Here is a 16,825-nt window from a genome sequence, read left to right as displayed (position 1 = left end):
GACCTTCCGACGCCAGAGGCACGAGGACCCCCTATGTCCACACCCCACCATCCGCCCGCCGTCGCCACGTCCATGGACGCCGACGAGCTGGGATTCGATCCGGACGCCCTGCGGGCGAAGTACCGGGCCGAGCGTGACCGCCGGATCCGCCCCGACGGCAGGAAGCAGTACCGGCGCATCGCCGGCGACTTCGGTTCCTACGCCCAGGACCCGTACGTGGAACCGGAGTTCACCCGGGAGCCACTTCACGACCGGGTCGACGTACTGATCATCGGGGGCGGCTTCGGCGGTCTGCTCGCCGGCGCGCGACTGCGGCAGGCCGGCGTGCGGGATATCCGCATGATCGAACAGGGCGGGGACTTCGGCGGCACCTGGTACTGGAACCGCTATCCGGGTGTCCAGTGCGACATCGAGTCCTATGTCTATCTCCCCCTGCTCGAGGAGATCGGCTACGTACCCCAGTGGCGCTACGCGCCGGGTGAGGAGATCAGACAGCACGCACGGGCGATCGGGCGCCACTTCGACCTCTACCGCGATGTCTGCTTCCGGACCCAGGTGACCGAACTCCGCTGGGACGACGCCGAGTTGGAGTGGACCGTCCACACCGACCGGGACGACCGCATCCGGGCGCGCCATGTGGTGATCTCCAGCGGAACACTCAGCCGGGCGAAACTCCCCGGCATCCCGGGCATCGAGACCTTCAAGGGCCATACGTTCCACACCAGCCGCTGGGACTACGACTACACCGGCGGCGACGCGAGCGGCGGATTGCACGGACTCGCCGACAAGCGCGTGGCCCTCATCGGCACCGGCGCCACCGCCATCCAGGTCGTGCCCCATCTGGGACGGGACGCCGAGCATCTGTATGTGTTCCAGCGCACGCCGTCCTCGGTCGATGTGCGCGGCAACCGCCCCACCGATCCGGGGTGGGCCGCATCGCTGACGCCCGGCTGGCAGCGGCGCCGCAGGGACAATTTCCTCGCCGTCGTCACCGGCGGCGAGGCGGCCGAGGACCTGGTGAACGACGGCTGGACGAGCACCGCGCGGCTGCAGCAGAAGCTCATCCCGACCGACAGCTACGCGGGCCTGCCACCCCAGGAGCGCGAACGCCTCTACGAAATCGCCGACTTCCAGAAGATGAACGGGATCCGCGACCGCGTGGACTCCATCGTCGAGAACACCGCGACGGCCGAGGCGCTCAAGCCCTGGTACCGCTACATGTGCAAGCGCCCCACGTTCAGCGACACCTATCTGGACACCTTCAACCGGCCCAACGTCACGCTCGTGGACACGGCCGACCACGGGGGCGTCGAGCGCATCACCGAGAACGCCGTCGTGGCCGGCGGGGTCGAGTACGAGGTCGACTGCGTCATCTTCGCCACCGGCTTCGAGGTCGGCGTCTCCGGCGTCACCTCCGGACTCCTCCCGGTGCACGGCCGCGGCGGTGTCACCCTGACCGAAGCCTGGCGCGACGGTCCGAAGACACTCCACGGTTTCTACAGCCACGGCTTCCCCAACCTCTTCCAGCTCGGCCCGCTGCAGAACGCCAGCGCCGTCAACTATGTGCACATCCTCGACGAGCAGGCGATCCACGTCGCCGAGGTGCTCGCCGAGGCGCGCAAGCGCCGGGCCCGGTATGTCGAGCCGACGGCCGAGGCCGAGGCGGCCTGGCGCGCCACCATCCGTGAGAAGGCGGCGGACCTGTATGCCTTCCAGGCCGAGTGCACCCCCGGCTACTACAACAACGAGGGCATGCCCAGGGAGCGCAGCGAGTCGTTCGGCGACGGGCCGATCGCCTTCCACGAACTGCTCAGGCGCTGGCGCGCGGACGGCGGCATGAACGACGTGCTGGTGGTCTGACACCGATGGATGCCACCTATTCCCAAGGAGCCACTTCCCAAGGAGCGACGATGCACCCCAGCCGGTTCGACGGCACCGGACGCGGCCGGGCCACCAGCGACCGCATGGAGGTGCGCCGACTCACCAGGGCGAACCGGCTGTGGGGTTCCAACGGCGTCACCTTCGGCCCCGACGGGCGGCTGTACGTGGCGCAGTTCCTCGCCGGGCAGATCAGCGCCGTGGACCCCGCCTCGGGTGACGTCGAGGTGGTGGTGCCGCTCGACGGCCCGGTGGAGGCGCCGGACGACCTGGCCTTCGGGGCGGACGGCTCGATGTACATCGCCGATCTGACCCCCGGCCGGGTGTGGCGGCGCGGCCCGGAGGGCGCGTACACCCTCGTCTCCGACCAGGTGTCGGTGCCCAATGGCATCACCTGCGTCGGCGACCGCCTCTTCGTCAACGAGATGAAGATGAACGGCCGCCTGATGGAGCTGTTCCCCGGCGGCGGCGACCCCGCGGTGCTGACCGACGGACTGGCCCTGGGCAACGCGATGCAGCTCGGCCCCGACGGCTGCCTGTACTACCCGCAGATGATGCGCAACGAGGTCTGGCGGATCCCGCCCGACGGAGGGGTGCCCGAGCTGGTCGCCGAGGAGGTGGACGACCCGGTCGCGGTGCGGTTCGACCGGGGCGGTGTGCTCGTCGTCCTGTCCCGTGGCATGGCCGGTCTGGTGACCCGGATCGATCTGAACACCGGGGCCCGGGCGGTCGTCGCGAGCGGCATCGTGGGGCTGGACAACGCCGCGTTCGACCACGAGAACCGGATGTTCGTCTCCAGCTTCGCCAGTGGCGGGATCGCGGAAATGCACACGGACGGCAGGACCCGGATGGTGGTCCCCCAGGGGTTCGACGGGCCGTTCGGCATCACGGTCGACCTCGGTGGCACGGTGTACGCGGCCGACCACTTCCGCCTGGCGAGCCCGGAGGTTTCGGGCTCCGGCTCCCGCGAGGACGAAGACGAGCCCGGTGTCGTCACCCACGAGCTGATGTACGCCGTGCACAATGTCACCGCCGACGACGGCCTGCTGCACCTCACCTCACAACTCGGCGATGCGCGCACCCACGACCCCGTCGACGGGAGCACGCGGGTACGGGCCACCGGGCTGGACCAGCCCACCGGAATCGCCGTCGCACCGGACGGCTCCCTCGTGGTGGCCGAGACCGGTGCGGGCCGCATCCTGCGCATCGACGACACCGATACCGTGAGCGTGCTCGCCGAGGGACTCGACCACCCCCTGGACGTCGCCTTCGACCGCGAAGGGCGCTGTTACGTCAGCGACGACCGGCGCGGCGCGGTGCTCCGGCTGGAGGACGGTGTGGCGGTGGTCGTCGCGGACGGGCTCGGCGCACCGCAGGGCCTGGTCGTGCGCGGTGACGAGCTGTTCACGGTGGAGGTCGCGCACCGGCGGCTGCGGGCGATCTCGCCGGCCACGGGAGCGAGCAGGGTCGAAGCCGAGAACCTGGCGGTCGGCCTGCCGCCCGGGATCACGCGCACCGAGCCCGAGCCGATTCCCGGAGTCCCCGGCCGCCCGCGCCAGTTCGCCGGGCTCGCCGTCGCCCCGGATGGCGCCCTCCTCGTATCGGCCAACGGAGAGGGGAGTGTGCTGCGTCTGACCGGGCCCGCCGAGTGAGGTTCGCCGCCGGGCGGCTGCACCGGAGCCGCCGCTCAGGAGAGGCCGACCCACACCTTTCCCGCCGCGGTGTACGCCGCGGTGAACGCCTCCTGAACGTCCTCCAGGGCATAGCCGTCGCTGACCACCGCCCCGAGCCGGGGCGGTGTCCGCGACTCCAGGGCACTGACGGTCTGTGCGAAGTCCACCGGATGGTCGTAGATCATGCTGCCGATGAGGGTGATCTGCCCCGCCACCAGATCGCGGGGGGAGACCCCGAGAGGGGAGGTGTTCATCCCGATCAGAACGGCGGTGCCGGGTTTGGCGAGCCGTCGCAGCCCCTGCTCGATGACTCCGGGGGCGCCGGAGGTCTCGAAGAGACAGGGGAGCCCGTTCGTGTCCGGTGGCAGGGGCGTGGCGCCCAGGGAACACGCGCGGTCGAGCCGGGCCTCGTTGGGCTCCTGGACGAACACCGTCACACCGTGGTCGACCAGCGCCTGACACAGCAGCAGGCCCTGGGAACCGGCCCCGATCACCAGGCAGCTCTGCCCCGGCGCGATGCCCGAGCGCCGCATCGCCGCCCGGGCCACGGTCGCCGGTTCCACACAGACCAGGTCCTCGAGCGGCAACCGCGGGGCGACCGGCCAGACGAACGCGGCCGGCGCCACGACATAGTCACTCAGCAGGCCGGGGACGGTCAGTCCCACGGCGGCCCGGCCATCGCAGGCCGACGTCCGCCCGGCCCGGCAGGGGGCGCACGTCAGACAGCAGTAGTCCGGTTCGATGACCACGTCCTGGCCGGTGCGCAGACCGCTGACCGCACTGCCCAGCCCGACGATCCGCCCCGTCCCCTCATGGCCCAGGATCCAGGGCAGACGCGGTGGCCGCCGGTGTCCCGCGTGCACCGCGAGATCGGAGCCGCACAGCCCCGTGCCCCGCATACGGATCAGCACGTCCCCGGGGCCGCAGGACGGCTCCGGCACGGACACCACGGACAGCGCACCGGGCTCCGTCAGCACGGCGGCCCTCAAGAGAACGCCCGCTTTCCAGAAAGACGCGCTGCCAGCATCATGCCAAGAGCGTGCCACACATGATCCGCGCGGCGATAGACCACGCCACTGGCGCACCTGACCAAGCCTCATCCGCCGCACATCGCCTACGCGTACGCTGCGGACGCGATTGCCATACCGTGAGCAAGGAGCGGAACGGCCATGTCGGACAGCACCCTGGCCCCCGATATCGAGCAGGCCCTGTACGCACTTCCCCCGATCGGTGCGCCACTGGCCAGGGTGGAGGGGCAGATCGCCCTGGAGAGCCTGGTCCGGCGGTTCCCTGGTCTTCGGCTGGGCGTTCCCGCCTCCGAGATCAGTCATAGCAAGAACCCGTTCATCCGCTCGCTGACCGCGCTCCCCGCCGAGTTCGAGGCTCAGCGGCCCGCGGGGTGATCGCTGAACGACACCGGATCGGCCAGGCCGGTGACCCGCATCGTGATGTTCAGCCGTCCGGACCGCAGTCCGGTGGCCGGGTCGCCGGTTCCGGGCAGGATCTTGGGGACGGCATGGTAGGCGTAGCGGGAGGGGCCTCCGAAGACGAACAGATCCCCGGAGGCGAGTTCGAGGTCGGTGTACGGCTTGGTACGGGTCTCGGTGTTGCCGAAGCGGAAGACGCAGCTGTCGCCGATGGTGAGCGAGACCACCGGGGCGGATGACCGCTCGTCCTTGTCCTGGTGCATGCCGAGTTTCGCCTGGGCGTCGTAGAAGTTGATGAGTGCGGTGTCGGGGGTGTAGCCCTCACCGGCCGTCTCGTCGTCGTATGCGTCGGCCAGGGCACGACGGCCCAACTCGACCATCCAGTCAGGGAATTCGGCGACCCGGGCGCCGTTCACATCGTCGGCGGTGCGGCTGTACGCATAGGGCTGCCAGTGCCAGCCGACGCACACCGTCCGCACCGACATGACGCCCCCGCGCGGCAGCTTGGTGTGCCGGATCGGGACCGGGCCGGTGGCCCAGTCCCGGCAGGCGATGACCAGCTCCCGCTGCTGATCGAGGGTGAGCCAGCCCGGCACATGGACGGCTCCGGGAGCCACTTCGAGGCGTGGGCGGGGGATCAGGGCGTTCATACGGGGTTCTCCGCGGGCGGGTTGGTGGTGTCGGGCCGCGATGTGGGGTGGCGATGGCGGGCCGCAACGTGGGGCGGTGGGTTCGGGCCGCGCGGTGAGGCGGTGGGTTCGGCCGCGATGTCGGCGGCGGAGATGTTCCGGCCGCGGCGTCAGGCCGCGTCGTGGAAGACCAGGCCCAGAGCGTGGCGTCGCCCGGAGCGCACCGTGCTGACCCCGTGCCGCATCACACCGGCCGACCAGCCCCGCTTGGTGGCCACGGGGCGGTCACGGGTGGTGAAGATCAGCCCGTGGCCCTGCTGGAGCACGGCCGTGGTGCCCCGGGACTGGGCCCGGGGCCGCTGCTCGACCAGCAGGAACTCCCCGCCCGTGTAGTCCGTGCCGTACGCGTCCAGCCCGATCACCACCTGAAGCGGAAAGAGCATGTCGCCGAACACGTCCCGGTGCAGGGCGTTCCAGTCGCCGGGGCCGTAGCGCAGCAGGATCTGCGCGGAGCGGTCCTGTCCGGCCTCGTGGCACATGGCCAGCCACTTCTCCAGGCTGTCCGGCCAGGGCGCCGGGCGGCCGAGCCGCTCCGCCCAGTCGCGGGCGATGGTCAGCAGCCGCGGATAGAGCGCCGCGCGCAGCTCGGCGACCGGTTCGGGCAGGTCATGGGTGAAATAGCGGTACTGACCGGAGCCGAAGCGGTGGCGGGCCATGTCGATCGTGCTCCTGAACCGCTCCTCCCGCTCGTAGAGCCCGGCGATACGGGCGCACTGGGCGGGGGTCAGCAGCCGTGGAGTGAGCGCGCACCCGTGGGTGTCCAGCTCTTCGGCCAGATGTGTCCAGTCGGCCGCGGCCACGCGCTGGTGGAGACGTGCGGTGTCGGTCGTGGTGCTCATCGGTGTTTCTCCGGGGTCGTGCTCATCGGTGTTCTCCGGGATCCGGGAAGGGCACGGTGCGGGCTCGACCGGTGGGTGCGAGGCCCGTGCTCAGAGGGTCTGGAGGGCGCCTTCGTGGACGAGGAGTCGCTGCTTGCGCTCCAGCCCGCCCGCGTAGCCGGTGAGGGCGCCGGTGGCGCCGATGACACGGTGGCAGGGCCGTACGACCAGCAGCGGATTGCGGCCGATCGCGGTGCCGACGGAGCGAACCGCCGTGCGCGGGGCGCCGATCTGCCGGGCGATGTCGCCGTAGCTGACCGTGGTGCCGTACGGAATGGTCTCCAGCGCCTGCCAGACCCTGCGCTGGAAGTCCGTACCGCCCTCGACGCACTGGATGTCGAACCGGACGCGCTTGCCATCGAAGTACGCGCGCAGCTGGGAGATGATCTCGGTGAATGCCTCGGCATCCTCGCTCCAGCCGTCCTGGACGACGGCCCCGCCCTTCTGGCCGGGCACGGACAGGGAAACCAGCGCGGTGCCCCCGGGCGCGGTGGCGGACCTCTCGCCCACCAGCAGCAGCTCGCCGAGCGGGCTGTCGATCGTCGTGTGGACCGTCATGGCTGTGGTCCCTCTCTTCTTCTTCTTCTCGCTGTTCTGTCGTGCGCTGCTCCCAGCATGCGGCTTTCGGAAGCGGAAAGCTGGCGGGATTCGGACATGGTGTTTCCGGCGCCGAACGCCGGGGCCCGAGGCGTGCGACTCCCGGCGTCAGCGGCCGTCCAGGGCCGTCTCCGCCCAGATGACCTTGCCATACGGGGTGTAGCGGGTGCCCCAGCGCTGGGCGAACTGGGCGATGAGGAACAGTCCGCGGCCGCCCTCGTCGGTGGTCGCGGCCCGCCGCAGATGGGGCGAGGTGCTGCTGCCGTCGGAGACCTCGCAGATCAGGTCGCGGCCGCGCAGCAGCCGTATGCGCACGGGAGGTGTGCCGTACCGCAGGGCATTGGTGATCAGTTCACTGATGACCAGCTCGGCCGTGCACACGGCGTCCTCCAGGCCCCACGCCCGTAGGGTCCGGGCGCAGGTGGCGCGGATCGGCGCGACCGCCGCCGAGTCGAACGGAACAGCCCACTCGGCCACGTTCTCGGGGTCGAGCAGACGGGTGCGGGCCACCAGCAGTGCGACATCATCGCTCGGACGGGCCGGAAGGACGGTGTCGAACAGACTGCGGCAGGTCTCGTCCGGGCCGAGGTCCGGCTCGGCCTCGAGGGCGCGGCGCAGCAGGTCCAGGCCGGTGCCCGCGGTTCGGCCGGGGCCTTGGAGGAGACCGTTGGTGTACAGCACCAGGCGGCTCGCGGCGGGCAGTGAGAGGCCGACCGCCTCGAAGGGCTCTCCGCCGTGGCCCAGGGGCGGGGAGGCGGGCATCGCGGGGATGTCCACGGTGCCGTCCGGGCGGGTCAGGACGATGCCCGGATCGCCGGCCCGTGCCATGGTGCACCGGCCCGACACCGAGTCGTGGATCGCGTACAGGCACCCCGCGCCGGTGATCCGGCTGCCGTGCGCGTCGGGGTCATGCTCCAGGTCGAGACGGGTGACCAGTTCGTCCAGATGGGAGATGACCTCGTCCGGGGACACGTCCAGGGCCGAGAAGTTCTGCACCGCGGTGCGCAGTCGGCCCATCGTGGCCGCGGCGTGCACACCGTGCCCGGGCACCTTCCCGGCGACCAGCGCGACCCGGGCGCCGGGGAGGGGGATCACATCGAACCAGCTTCCGCCCACCGCCCCCTGCGCGGGCAGATAGCGGGATGCCACCTCCACGGCGTCCTGATCGGGCAGCCCGCTGGGAAGGAGGGTGCGCTGCAGGGCGGCGACCATGGCGTGTTCGCGGGCGTAGCGGCGGGCGTTGTCGACACACACGGCGGTGCGCACGGCCAGCTCCCCGGCGATCGCCAGATCCGCTTCGTCGAACGGCTCGCCGCGCCGTGTCCGCCAGAAGGTGGCCAGGCCGAGGGTGACGCCGCGGAACCGCAACGGGACGGTGATCAGCGAGTGGACCCCGCGGCCGAGGAGGTACCGGGCCTCGGCACCGTATCCGGCCGGCCACTCGGCGGTGCTGGTCGGATCGGTCTGGAGGACGGCGGCTCCGGCCTTCACGGCCCGGCTCTGCGGTGTGGCGGACGCGTAGACGACCCGCTCGCCCACGCGGAAGACGGGGGCTTCGGGAGGAATCCCGCCCACGGCGGTCCGGTGCGGTGCCAGTGGCTCGTACGGCGGCTCGGGCTCCTCGCCGCGCAGCACGGGTTCCAGCAGTTCGACGGTGACGATGTCGGCGAACCGGGGGACGGCCACGTCCACCAGCTGCTCGGCGGTGCCCGTCAGCTCCAGGGAGGAGCTGATCCGCACCCCGGCGTCGGACAGCAGCTTCAGCCGCTCGCGGGCCTCCTCGGCCCGGCCGGACAGCACCCGCAGCGCGGTGGTGTCCCTCAGCGTCACCACGCTTCCGGTGGGATCGCCCGCACGGTCCGTGGAGCGCATGTTGACCACCAGCAGCCGGTCCCCGCAGGAGTGCACCTCGTCCGTGACGCGCCGTCCCGACGCCAGCAACTCGGCCAGGTGCGGTTCCAGGCCGAGCTCGCCGATGTGCCGCCCCTCCGCGTCCGGAGCCAGCCGGAGCAGCTCCCGGGCCTCGTCATTGACCAGCAGCAGCCGCCCGTCCTCCGCCAGGACCAGCACCCCTTCGCGGACCGAGTGCAGCACCGCGTCATGGTGTTCGTACATCCGCCGCATTTCCACGGTGCCCAGGCCACGGGTCTGCCGCCGCACCCGCCCGCTCATCAGCGCCGTTCCGCCCGTGGCCAGGGCCAGCGCCCCGGCGCCGCTGCCGAGCAGCAGCGGCAGCCGGCGGTCCACCGCGCTGTTCACGTTCCCCACCTTGACCCCGACCGACACTCCGCCGATGAAGACCCCGTCGGCCTTGGTGACGGGGACCGCCGAGACGACGGACGGGCCCTGGCTGGCACGGAAGGTCTCCGTGATCGTCTTTCCGTTCAGCTCGTCCCGCACCAGCCCGGCCGGTCCGACGATCCGCTTGCCGATCAAGGGCGTCTCGGGGTGGGTGAGGCGGATGCCATGAGTGTCGAACACGACGACGCTGTCGACGCCGGAGCCCTTCCGCGTCGCCTCCGCATGGGACTCCAGCTGCGGCGTCGGTTTGTCGTCGCTGATGGCCCGGGCCATTCCGGGGGAGTGCGCGAGGGTCTCGGCCACCGCGAGGGATCGTCGGCGAGCGTCGAGTGTGCTGTGTTTATGGGCATCCACCGCGACGGCCACCACCGCGGCGGCCACCAGAACCAGGGTCAGCAGAAGCTGCAGGACGAACGCCTGCCCGGCGACGCTCCGCAGCAGCGACCAGGGCCCCAGCCGACTCCGGGTCGCACGAGCATATCTGCTCATACCGGCATTTATAACATTCTCCTCGTCGCAGGCGAGAAGGAGAGCGCGGCATCGTTTTGATCGATCAATGTGCTGATCAAGGGCGGTTCTCGACGACCCGGGAAGGTGGGTTACGCGTCCGCCCGGACGCGGGCACAATGAGGCGGCTGGACCAACTGACGGCCTTTTCAAGGAGGTTCGGGTGAGAACAGCACGCCGTACCAGGAGACGTGGTCGGCTGATCGCCGCGATGTCCGGTCTGTTCGCCACGGCAGCCCTCGCGACAGTCGGCACGAGTGCGGCCGCTTCCTCCGCGTCCACCACCCCGTCCACGTCCCCATCCCCGTCCCCGTCCCCGTCCCCGTCCGTGTCGACGTCCGTGTCCGCTGCCGCCTCGGCCGTGGAATCCCTGGATGTCCCGGGCACCGCATGGACCGTGGACGAGCGCACCGGAACACTGCGTGTTCTCGTCGGCTCCACGGCTCGGGGAGCCGACCTGGCCAGGCTCGACCGCACCGCCGAGCGTTTCCGCGGTGCCGTCACCGTCGAGCGGCTCGACGGTCCGCTGCGGACCCTTCTCTCGGGTGGCGACGGGATCTACTCCTCCATGGGGACCCGCTGCTCCGCGGGGGTCAATGTGCAGAGCGGCGCCGCGTATTACGTCATCACGGCCGGCCACTGCACCGAGGGCAACCCCACTTGGTACGCCGACTCCGGTGCGACGACCCAGGTCGGCCCGACGGTCGGCACCAGCTTCCCGGGCAATGACTACGGCGTCGTCCGGTACACCAACACGGCCGTTCCACATCCCGGGACCGTGGGAACGGTCGATGTCACCGGGACCGCCACCGCCCACGTCGGCCAGCAGGTCTGCCGCCGAGGGGCCACGACCGGTGTCCGCTGCGGTCAGGTCACCGCGCTCAACGCGACCGTCAACTACGGCGGCGGTGACATCGTCGCCGGCCTGATCCAGACCAACATCTGCGCCGAGCCGGGTGACAGCGGCGGTCCGCTCTACGCGGGCGACAAGATCATCGGCATTCTCTCGGGCGGCTCCGGGGACTGCTCCTCCGGTGGCACCACCTTCTACCAGCCGATCCAGGAAGTGCTGAGCGCCTACGGCCTCACCGTCTACTGACCCCTGTCCGCAGGCCGCTGCCTACCGGTCACCGTCTACCGGCCACTGTCTGCCGCCCGCGGCGGCCCTGTGGCGTGTCGCCGGGCCGGGACCGCCCACCAAAGGGTCCCGGCCCGGCGACGGAGGCAGCCGATGGCCCATGACGAGCCGCCGTCACAGGCCGTGGCGGCGGTTGCCCAACACCGCTTCGCAGACCCGCGATTCCATCTCCGCGGAGAACGGCACCGCGCCGCGCGCCCGGGCGGCGACGGCCTGGCGGGTCTCCTCGGCGATCAGATCCGCGTTGATCTGGGCCGCCGCGGCCGCGCCCGCCGCCGCGGCGCCACCGACCTGGGCGGCCAGATCGGTGACATTGCCCGCGGCCCACACCCCGGGCACCTCGGTGCGGCCGGTCGCGTCGGACGGGACGTGCTCACCGGCACCACTCGGATGTTCCACCGCCCGCAGCCCGAGCGCCGACAGGAGGCCGGTGCGCGCCACCATCCGCGACGCGACGGCCAGTGCCTCGCGCTTGACCACGCTGCCGTCGGTCAGCCGCACGCCGACAAGGCGGTCATCGACGATCTCCAGGGACGCCACCTCGCCGTCCACCACGCGGATGCCACGGGCGGCCAGCTGCTCCGCCTCCTCGCCGGCCGGCGACGGCAGAGTGTGGGAGAAGAAGGTGACATCGTCGCTCCACTGACGGAACAGCAGCGCCTGGTGCACCGACAGCGGCCCGCTCCCCAGGACACCGATGGCCTGGTCACGGATCTCCCAGCCGTGGCAGTACGGACAGTGCACCACATCCCGGCCCCACCGGGACCGCAGCCCCGGGACGTCCGGCAACTCGTCGACCAGCCCGGTGGCCAGCAACAACCGGCGCGCATGGACGCTCCGGCCGTCGGTCAGGGCCACCTGGAACCCGGCCTCCTCCCGGGCGACGGTGCTGACCTCGCCGGACACCACCTGACCGCCATAACCGCGGACCTCGGCCCGGCCCCGCTCCACCAGCTCGGCCGGTCCGATTCCTTCCCGGGCCAGCAGTCCGTGCACCCCCGAGGCCGGGGCGTTGCGCGGGGCGCCCGCGTCGATCACCACCACCGACCGTCGCGCCCGAGTCAGCATCAGCGCCCCACTCAGCCCCGCGGCGCCACCGCCGATCACCACCACGTCATAGGCGTTCTTCAGCTCATCGGTCACTTCGACCACCTCCACGGCCACCATGCGAGCCCACCCGTCATGGGCGCAAAGTTTGTTGCCGAGGCAGCAAAGCGTCAGGCGGCAGGGGTGGTGCCGCGTCGGCGGGCGATCTCACCCATGGCGATGTCGACGGCCAGGAAGGCGGCCAGCGGGATACCGAGGAGGGGCAGGTAGTAGCCGATCACAGCGGTGGCCGCGGCCAGGGGGAGGAGGACGTACAGCGGCACCCGCCGCCACGCGCCGCGGGGGATCGGGCGGCCGAACGCGGAGGCACGGCCGCGCTGCCACCACATGCGGTAGCCCCAGACGATCAGGAGGATCAGCGCGAGCGCGAGAGCGGCCAGGGCGATCTGGTTGACGAGGCCGAAGAGGTTTCCGGTGTGGAGGTCGATGCCCCAGCGGCTGAGCTTGGCGAGCACCGGGTAGTCGGCGAACCGCTGGACGTCGGTCACCTCACCCGTGGCCGGGTCGATGGCCACCGAGTCCTGCTTCTCGGGCCAGCTGCGCTGGATCTGGCTGACGACATACGCACTGCCCGGCTCGGCGGGCGGGACGATCTCGACGGGGTTGTCCAGGTCCTTGGCCCGGGCGGCCTTCCATACGGTGTCCAGGCCCACATCGGCGGTGTGCCCGGCCGCCTCGCCCGTACCGCCCATGTTCATGCCCGGCATGGAATCGGAGCCCATATGGTGTCCGGCGTGTTCGCCGCCGCCGACGGTGGCCGAGACGGTCGGGGTGGTCTGGCCGAGGGCAGTACGCAGGTCCTCCACGCCGGCCCCCGCGTAGGTGGACCAGGTAAGGCCGGTGGCGGACAGGAACAGCAGCCCCAGCGCCACCCACAGCCCGAGCGCGCCATGGCAGGACATGGTGCGCTTGCGGCCGGTGGCGGCGCGGTCGGGCAGCGCGACCGCCCGCAGTGTGCGCTTCTTACGGCGGCGGCTGAGCCAGAGCATCACACCGCCGAGGGCGATGACCCACAGCCAGCTGGCGGCGAGTTCGCTGTAGAGGCGGCCGGTCTGCCCGAGGTGCAGATCGCGGTGGAACTCATCGATCCAGGTGCGCAGCGGAAGGGCACCGGTGGAGCCGTACTGCTCCAGCGCCCCGCGCACCTTCGCGGTGTACGGGTCGACGAACACGGCCAGCGTATGGTCGGGATCGACGCCCTTGACGCCGGAGAGCAGCACCCGGGTGGTGGCACCGTCCTCGGGAGAGGGCCGTACGGCGCTGATCTCACCCTCGGGGTGGGCCTTGCGCGCGGCTGCCACCTGCTGGGAGATCGGCAGTTCACGGTCGCCGACCGGGACGCGCAGCTCGTGGGCGTAGACCAGCTTCTCGGCCTGGAACGATCCGGCGTACAGCAGTCCGGTCGTTGCCGCGACCAGCAGGAACGGTGCGACCAGCACCCCCGCGTAGAAGTGCAGCCGCAGCACCAGCGGCCGCAGGCCCGCCCATACGGACCCGCCGGACCCGGACCCGGACCCGGAGCCGTCGGAGGTGGACCCGGCTCCGGCGCCGCCGGACTCGGCCTCGGTGGGGGAGTGTGGCTCCCTGCCGGCGGCGTCATCCGGGGAATCGCCCGTGGCCGGGGCGAGCGGTTCAGCGGACATGGACGACTCCTGGTTCGGGGCAACGGCGCGGGCGGACGCATAGGGGGCCGCGCCGGTTGAGTTGTCGGCCGCACACCCAGTCGAGTTCCGGGCATCATCTGTGATCTGGCTCACATGGGGCCATGCGGAGGCGACCCCCACGCCACGCTTGTCATCGGCGTGATGAAGATTGGGCCGTCGTCACGCACACCGTTGACGGCTGGCACCATGGTTGCCATGTCCGCCGGGCCACCCTTCCGTCTCGCGCGAGCCGCCGTGTTCGCGGCGGTGTGCGTCGTGGTGACCGCGCTCGGGCACATGCTGATGTCCGGTGACACCTTGCCGGTGTGGGCCGTGGCCGCCGCGTTCGCCGGGACGACGGCCGCCGCGTGGTGGATCGCCGGACGCGAGCGCGGAGCACTGGTCGTGACCGGGGCGACGGTAGTCGCGCAACTGGGCCTGCACATGGCGTTCCGATGTGCGGAGATGACCGCCGCTCCCGGCGCGGGAAGCGCCATGGGCGACGGGATGCCCGGTATGCGGGACATGGGCGCCGCCCCGATGAGCGGCGCCGCCATGGGCCATATGCACCATGGCGCGGACGCGATGTCCTCCGCCGCGCCGTCGATGGGCCATCTGCCGTGGCCCTGGGCGGGTCCGGGCGGGGTAGGCATGACCACGGCCCACCTGCTCGCCGCGCTGGTCTGCGGACTGTGGCTGTGGCGCGGCGAGCGGGCCGCCTTCCGGCTCGGCCGCGCGCTCGCGGCCCTGCTGTTCGTCCCCCTCGTCCTCGCCCTGCGCATCCTGGGTGCGGGCGCCACTCCGCTGCCCGCATGGACGTCCGCACCGGCCTTCGCCCGCCGGCCGCGCGAAGTCCTGCTACGGCACGTCATTCTCCGCAGAGGGCCACCGAGGCGGCTCGCCATCCGCTGAACCGCCCGTCCTTCCCTCGCCCCTGACCTGGGGTGAGCGCCGGTTGACGGGCGGAGTACCGGCGCCTGCCCGGCGTCGGCCCCATCCGTCGGCACCGCCGGCCTCTCGCCGTCCCGCCGCGCGCCCGCGCGGCCGGTGGCGCATGCCGGTGTGCCGTTCACCGCCACTCGAAGGACGTGTGACGATGCCTTCCGCCACGCTGCCCGCCGCACCGATGAGAGCCGTGCACGGCTTCACCGCCGCGGCGAACGACCGCCAGGTCACCGCATGGGCGCTGGCCGCCCGTGACGGCGACCGCGACGCGGTCGACCACTTCATCCGCGCCACCTACCGCGATGTACGCCGCTTCGTACTCCATCTCACCGCCGACCCCCACGGCTGTGAGGACCTCGCCCAGGAGACGTATCTGCGGGCGCTGACCGGCCTCTCGCGCTTCGCCGGCCGCTCATCGGCCCGGACGTGGCTGCTGTCGATCGCCCGCCGGGTGGTCGTCGACCGCTACCGAACGGCCGCCGCCCGCCCCCGCACCCTGGACGCGGACGATTGGCAGGAGGTGGCCGAACGGGCGCAGCCCGTCGGGCTCCCCGGATTCGACGAGGGGGTGGCGCTGCTGGACCTGCTCGCGGCGCTGGCCCCGGCGCGCCGCGAGATGTTCCTCCTCACCACGGTGCTCGGTCTGCCGTACGCGGACGCCGCCACCGCCACCGGCTGCCCCATCGGCACCGTGCGCTCCCGTGTGGCCCGCGCCCGTGAGGACATCACCGCACTGCTGGCCGCGGCCGAGAAGGCCGCGGAACCCGTGCGGTTGGCGGGCTGAGCCCAACGACGATGCGGGACGTGGCGGGTGGCGGGCCATCGGCCGCCGCCTGCTGCGTCCCGTACGTCACCACCGTCCCCCGCCCGGCCGGTGGCGGGCGAGGGAGCGGGCCTTGGTCAGTGGCCGACCACACCGCCGGGAGACGGTGGGGAGGCGAACGCCGGCCGGGCGCACCGGCGGCAGGCCCGGGCCGAAGGGGCCACCACGGCGTGCGACACGGCGGCGAAGGCCCCGGCGAGCGCGAGCAGCGGCCAGTCCGTGGCCACCAGGGAAGCGACGGCGAGGGTGAGCGTGGCGATCCCCATGGCCACTCCCGCCGTGGTGCCGACCCATGCGATCGCCAGGGGCAGCCGGTCCGGTGTGGGCAGCCGACGGGCCAGGGCGCCGGTGACGGCCAGTGCCGGCGCGGCGAGCAGCGCCATCGCGCCGATGACGGCGGCCAACTGCGTGACGAGCAACTGGGCGGCACGTGGCACCAGCCCGTCCTGGCCGTGTGCGGTGCTCCAGGTCAGATACCAGCAAGCGGCCAGGAAGGGGGCGGTGAGGGCTAGGGCCCACGCGGTGTGCCGCGCCTGTGCGATGGTCAGTTCCCGCTGGCAGACGGGCGCGAGTTCCTCCGGTGTGCCGAACTCCCGCACGGCGTCGTCCGCGGCCCGGCCGGGTGCGCTTCCGCCACGGGTGTGCGTCGCCACCGTCTCCGTCAGACCGTCGCGTATCTCCTCGATCATCCGCGCCTTGGCCCGTGCCGGACCCCGCAGGAGGGCCGTCAGGTCGGCGATGTACTCCTCGACGGGATCGGCCTCGGCAGGATGGGCGCCGACGGTGTGCCCTTTGACGGGATCGGACTGTCGGCCGTGGGCGCTCATGTGGCGGACCGGGGCTCGGCCCCGGGGGTCAGAACGGAACCGATCGCCGTGGTGAACTCCCGCCATGCGGTGCGCTCCTCGGCCAGGCTTCTCCGCCCCGCGTCGGTGAGCTGGTAGCAACGTCGTCGTCGCTCGCCGACCGACTCCCAGCTACTGGTCAGCAGCCCGAGCCGCTCCAGCTTGTTGAGCGCCGGGTAGATGGTGCCCGTGCGCAGGTCGAGCACGCCTCCGCTGCGCTGCTGAACCGCGGTGATGATCGCGTACCCGTGCAGTGGCCCCTGCTCGAGCACGGCCATCAGCAACCCGTCCAGGTGTCCTCGCACTCTGTCTGCCCTCACAGGTAGCCAACCTACCTCTATGAGGTGTAGGCATGCTATGTATTGGTAGCCAAC

General features: G+C 71.6%; 15 protein-coding genes. 6 read left to right on the top strand and 9 right to left on the bottom strand.

Going from position 1 to position 16,825, the window contains the following annotated elements; all coding sequences use genetic code 11:
• Window positions 1-33: 33 nt before the first annotated feature.
• Together AS97_RS04330 and AS97_RS04325 are read left to right on the top strand one after the other, a co-directional pair.
• Window positions 34-1,860 carry an NAD(P)/FAD-dependent oxidoreductase gene (locus AS97_RS04330; protein ID WP_059142556.1) on the top strand — a complete coding sequence of 609 codons (1,827 nt, stop codon included), beginning with the start codon at window positions 34-36 and terminating at the stop codon, window positions 1,858-1,860.
• 50 nt (window positions 1,861-1,910) lie between these two features.
• Complete coding sequence (locus AS97_RS04325; RefSeq protein ID WP_086709962.1) at window positions 1,911-3,530, top strand: hypothetical protein; 1,620 nt, start codon at window positions 1,911-1,913, stop codon at window positions 3,528-3,530.
• A 35-nt stretch (window positions 3,531-3,565) separates the two neighbouring features.
• Here AS97_RS04325 and AS97_RS04320 read toward each other — a convergent pair whose 3' ends face one another.
• A complete protein-coding gene (locus tag AS97_RS04320; protein WP_210564366.1) occupies window positions 3,566-4,528 on the bottom strand; it encodes an alcohol dehydrogenase catalytic domain-containing protein in 963 nt (320 codons plus the stop codon).
• A gap of 192 nt (window positions 4,529-4,720) precedes the next feature.
• Between AS97_RS04320 and AS97_RS04315 the strand changes: the two genes are divergently transcribed.
• Window positions 4,721-4,954, top strand: a complete 234-nt coding sequence (locus tag AS97_RS04315) for a hypothetical protein (RefSeq protein ID WP_059142559.1) — start codon at window positions 4,721-4,723, stop codon at window positions 4,952-4,954.
• Here AS97_RS04315 and AS97_RS04310 read toward each other — a convergent pair.
• The 4 genes from AS97_RS04310 to AS97_RS04295 all read right to left on the bottom strand — a co-directional run bounded on the left by AS97_RS04310 (window position 4,936) and on the right by AS97_RS04295 (window position 9,932).
• Window positions 4,936-5,628, bottom strand: a complete 693-nt coding sequence (locus AS97_RS04310; RefSeq protein ID WP_210564365.1) for an alpha-ketoglutarate-dependent dioxygenase AlkB — start codon at window positions 5,626-5,628, stop codon at window positions 4,936-4,938. The genes AS97_RS04315 and AS97_RS04310 overlap by 19 nt on opposite strands.
• Window positions 5,629-5,777: 149 nt before the next feature.
• Window positions 5,778-6,506: a 2OG-Fe(II) oxygenase gene (locus tag AS97_RS04305; RefSeq protein WP_086709965.1), complete on the bottom strand. Its 729-nt coding sequence runs from the start codon at window positions 6,504-6,506 to the stop codon at window positions 5,778-5,780.
• Window positions 6,507-6,596: 90 nt separating this feature from the next.
• A complete protein-coding gene (locus AS97_RS04300) occupies window positions 6,597-7,103 on the bottom strand; it encodes a methylated-DNA--[protein]-cysteine S-methyltransferase (RefSeq protein ID WP_086709966.1) in 507 nt (168 codons plus the stop codon).
• A gap of 147 nt (window positions 7,104-7,250) precedes the next feature.
• Window positions 7,251-9,932: a SpoIIE family protein phosphatase gene (locus tag AS97_RS04295; RefSeq protein WP_210564364.1), complete on the bottom strand. Its 2,682-nt coding sequence runs from the start codon at window positions 9,930-9,932 to the stop codon at window positions 7,251-7,253.
• 181 nt (window positions 9,933-10,113) lie between these two features.
• Between AS97_RS04295 and AS97_RS04290 the strand changes: the two genes are divergently transcribed.
• Window positions 10,114-11,049: a S1 family peptidase gene (locus tag AS97_RS04290; RefSeq protein WP_079059191.1), complete on the top strand. Its 936-nt coding sequence runs from the start codon at window positions 10,114-10,116 to the stop codon at window positions 11,047-11,049.
• Between the two features lie 153 nt (window positions 11,050-11,202).
• Here the strand turns inward: AS97_RS04290 and AS97_RS04285 are convergent, their stop codons facing one another.
• Both AS97_RS04285 and AS97_RS04280 read right to left on the bottom strand, forming a co-directional pair.
• A complete protein-coding gene (locus AS97_RS04285) occupies window positions 11,203-12,255 on the bottom strand; it encodes an NAD(P)/FAD-dependent oxidoreductase (RefSeq protein WP_210564363.1) in 1,053 nt (350 codons plus the stop codon).
• Window positions 12,256-12,305: 50 nt separating this feature from the next.
• Entirely contained in the window at window positions 12,306-13,838 is a 1,533-nt protein-coding gene (locus AS97_RS04280; protein WP_125760158.1) for a PepSY domain-containing protein, read from the bottom strand.
• Window positions 13,839-14,054: 216 nt separating this feature from the next.
• On the opposite strand from AS97_RS04280, the gene AS97_RS04275 reads away from it, so the two are divergent.
• Window positions 14,055-14,750: a hypothetical protein gene (locus AS97_RS04275; RefSeq protein WP_247204227.1), complete on the top strand. Its 696-nt coding sequence runs from the start codon at window positions 14,055-14,057 to the stop codon at window positions 14,748-14,750.
• A 184-nt stretch (window positions 14,751-14,934) separates the two neighbouring features.
• Complete coding sequence (locus AS97_RS04270; RefSeq protein ID WP_059142566.1) at window positions 14,935-15,567, top strand: sigma-70 family RNA polymerase sigma factor; 633 nt, start codon at window positions 14,935-14,937, stop codon at window positions 15,565-15,567.
• A gap of 116 nt (window positions 15,568-15,683) precedes the next feature.
• On the opposite strand, the gene AS97_RS04265 is transcribed toward AS97_RS04270, so the two are convergent.
• Complete coding sequence (locus AS97_RS04265) at window positions 15,684-16,433, bottom strand: permease prefix domain 1-containing protein (protein WP_221890346.1); 750 nt, start codon at window positions 16,431-16,433, stop codon at window positions 15,684-15,686.
• Window positions 16,430-16,771, bottom strand: coding sequence for a helix-turn-helix transcriptional regulator (locus AS97_RS04260; protein ID WP_174893918.1), 342 nt, complete (start codon window positions 16,769-16,771; stop codon window positions 16,430-16,432). Before AS97_RS04260 ends, AS97_RS04265 begins: the two co-directional genes overlap by 4 nt.
• Between the last annotated feature and the right edge of the window lie 54 nt (window positions 16,772-16,825).

The organism is Streptomyces sp. AgN23, from assembly GCF_001598115.1.
GTDB lineage: Bacteria > Actinomycetota > Actinomycetes > Streptomycetales > Streptomycetaceae > Streptomyces > Streptomyces antimycoticus.
This window is presented reverse-complemented; position numbering and strand designations above follow the sequence as displayed.